General features: G+C 67.2%; 3 protein-coding genes. 2 read left to right on the top strand and 1 reads right to left on the bottom strand.

Translation table 11 applies throughout. The annotated features are described in order from the left end of the window. Window positions 1–164: 164 nt before the first annotated feature. Together AC1DYI_RS32045 and AC1DYI_RS32040 are read left to right on the top strand one after the other, a co-directional pair. Window positions 165–1,085, top strand: a complete 921-nt coding sequence (locus AC1DYI_RS32045) for a DUF808 domain-containing protein (RefSeq protein ID WP_477208154.1) — start codon at window positions 165–167, stop codon at window positions 1,083–1,085. A gap of 120 nt (window positions 1,086–1,205) precedes the next feature. Then, complete coding sequence (locus AC1DYI_RS32040; RefSeq protein ID WP_477208153.1) at window positions 1,206–1,430, top strand: hypothetical protein; 225 nt, start codon at window positions 1,206–1,208, stop codon at window positions 1,428–1,430. Here AC1DYI_RS32040 and AC1DYI_RS32035 read toward each other — a convergent pair. After that, entirely contained in the window at window positions 1,422–2,624 is a 1,203-nt protein-coding gene (locus AC1DYI_RS32035) for an alkane 1-monooxygenase (protein WP_477208152.1), read from the bottom strand. The genes AC1DYI_RS32040 and AC1DYI_RS32035 overlap by 9 nt on opposite strands. Between the last annotated feature and the right edge of the window lie 45 nt (window positions 2,625–2,669).

Raw genomic sequence — 2,669 nt, 5'->3', positions numbered from 1 at the left:
GTCATGTCGAGGCTCGTGTCGTCACTTCGGGGGGATCAGCGAATGCGCGGTGGCGTCATTCGTGAGAGGTGTGCCGGCGGGTGGCGCCAGTGCCGGGGCACTTTAACTGCCCCGCGTACACAGGCTCTAACATGGCGCGTTTTGCCACTCGCCGGAACCTTGCCATGGCCGCTGCCAGCCTGCTTGCCCTGATCGACGACATCGCCACCGTGCTGGACGATGTCGCCCTGCTGACCAAGGTGGCGGCGCAGAAGACGGCTGGCGTGCTGGGCGACGACCTGGCACTCAACGCCCAGCAGGTGGCGGGTGTGACGGCCGATCGCGAGTTGCCTGTGGTCTGGGCAGTGGCCAAGGGCTCGTTGGTCAACAAGGCGATCCTGGTGCCCGCGGCATTGGCCATCAGCGCGGTCGCGCCCTGGCTGATCACGCCGCTGTTGATGGTCGGCGGCGCCTACCTCTGCTTCGAAGGCGCCGAGAAGCTGGCACACCGCATGCTGCACAGCGCGGCCGAAGAGCTGGCTGAGCACACCGAGCTGACCCAGGCGCTGTTGGCCGGCGAAGCCGACCTGGTGGCGTTCGAGAAAGACAAGATCAAGGGCGCGATACGCACCGACTTCGTGCTGTCGGCCGAGATCATCGCGATCACGCTCGGCAGCGTCGCCGGCAAGGCACTGGTCACCCAGGCCAGCGTGCTGGCGCTGGTGGCGGTGGTGATGACGATCGGTGTCTACGGCATCGTCGCCGGCATCGTGAAGCTGGACGACGCCGGCCTGGCGCTGAGCAAGCGACCTGGCGCGTTCTCACAGCGCCTGGGCGCGATGCTGCTGGCGGCAGCGCCCAAGCTGATGCGGGTGCTGGCGGTGGTGGGCACCGCGGCGATGTTCCTGGTCGGCGGCGGCATCCTGGTCCATGGTTTTCCGCCGCTGCACCACCTGATCGAGTCGGCCACCGCGGCGGTGCCGGCGGCGGGCTGGCTGGTGGGGGCGCTGGCCGACGCGCTGACCGGCGTGGTGGCCGGTCTTGTCGTGGTGGTGGGCGTGCTGGCCCTGGGCGCGGTACGACGCCGCTTGTCGGACAAAAGCTGACAGCACATCACGCCACGCGCCGACAGACCTGATCGGCGTCCGTCCGCTGTCAACCGCGACCCCGGTGTTTAGAGTTAAGTCCATACACCCGGAACATCCAGGTGCCTGTGGAGAACCTAAATGGACATCTGCATCCAAACCGCACAGTCAACCCAACAGCGTTACGAGCTGCGGTTCCAGTCCCTGTTCAATCAGGGGCGTGCGATGGTCTTTCCCTGCAACGAGCAAGGCCTGGTCGACATCGACTCGCTGAGCGAGCGGGCCCGTGAGAACTACTTCTACGCCCGTGCCGTGATCGGCTTCGAGTACGCCACGCCGGCCGTCACGCCCGACTACTCACACTGATTCCTGGGAAGCGGGCCGCGAATAGCGCGCCTGCAGGGCCTCGCGACGAGGCGGATGCAGGTTGGCGCGGCCCACATCGCCGCCGTAGTGCGCCAGCACACGCGGGTCCATGACCCGGAACCATAGCGGCGGCACATAGGCCAGCAGCAACATGGCCGGGTAGCCCGAAGGCAATTGCGGGCTCTCAGCGAAATGGCGCAAAGCTTGATAACGCCGGCCCGGGTGGGCATGGTGGTCGCTGTGGCGCTGCAACTGGTACAGGAACAGGTTCGACAGCACGTGGCTCGTGTTCCATGAATGCGTCACGTCGCAAGGTTCACGCCGCCCGTCGGCACGTTTCGCACGCAGCAGGCCATAGTGCTCGATGTAGTTCACCACCTCGAGCAGCGAAGCGCCGTAGAAGGCCTGTGCCGCCAAAAACGCCAGCACCTTCGGACCGAAGGCCACCGCCAGCGCACCAAACAGCACCACGGTCATCGCCCAGGCTTGCAGCACCTCGTTGCGCCAATGCCAGACCGGTAGGCCGTGTGCAGCCAGGCTGGCCGACTCGATGTGCCAGGCCGAGCGCACGCTGCCGATCATGGTGCGCGGCACGAAGGCCCAGAAGCTCTCGCCCATCCGCGCGCTGGCCGGGTCTTCCGGCGTGGCCACCCGCAGGTGGTGGCCGCGGTTGTGCTCGACATAGAAATGCCCGTAGGCCACCGGCGCCAGCGTGATGCGCGACAACCAGCGCTCCCAGCGCGGCAGCTTGTGGCCCAGTTCGTGCGCGGTGTTGATCGCCACCCCGTTGATGCCGCCGACCGTGAGCAGCAACCCCAACCAACCGGTGGCTGACAGCGGCATCGAGGCTGCGAGCGCACAGCCGATGACAGTGGCCGCAAACTGGAACGGAATGAAGGCGACGACGATCGCGCGGTAGTAGTTGTCGGCTTCGAGCGCGGCGGTGCTGCCGTCCGGCGGGTTGCGGCCGTCCGGGCCCAGCAGCGCGTCGACCAGCGGGATCAGGAGGTACATCACCGCCGGCAGCAGCCAGAGCCAGAACTCGGCCCCGCTGCGCCAGAAGTTCACCAGATTCCAGGCAGCGCCCAAGGCGAAGAACGGGCTCAGCAGCCACAGGTAGCGGTGCGGGTCGCGCCAGCGTTGGGCCCCGGCGGGTGACGGCGTGGGCAGCGGCGGCAGGGTGTTCTCGCTCATGGCGGGATCGTCGCGCGCACGACAGGTGGGGTCAACGCAAGTCTC

This window comes from Ideonella sp. P3_A4 (genome assembly GCF_056403075.1).
This window is presented reverse-complemented; position numbering and strand designations above follow the sequence as displayed.

Coding starts and splice junctions, on each gene's coding strand:
- AC1DYI_RS32045 (WP_477208154.1), top strand. CDS start 165: ATGGCCGCTGCCAGCCTGCTTGCCCTGATCGACGACATCGCCACCGTG.
- AC1DYI_RS32040 (WP_477208153.1), top strand. CDS start 1,206: ATGGACATCTGCATCCAAACCGCACAGTCAACCCAACAGCGTTACGAG.
- AC1DYI_RS32035 (WP_477208152.1), bottom strand. CDS start 2,624: ATGAGCGAGAACACCCTGCCGCCGCTGCCCACGCCGTCACCCGCCGGG.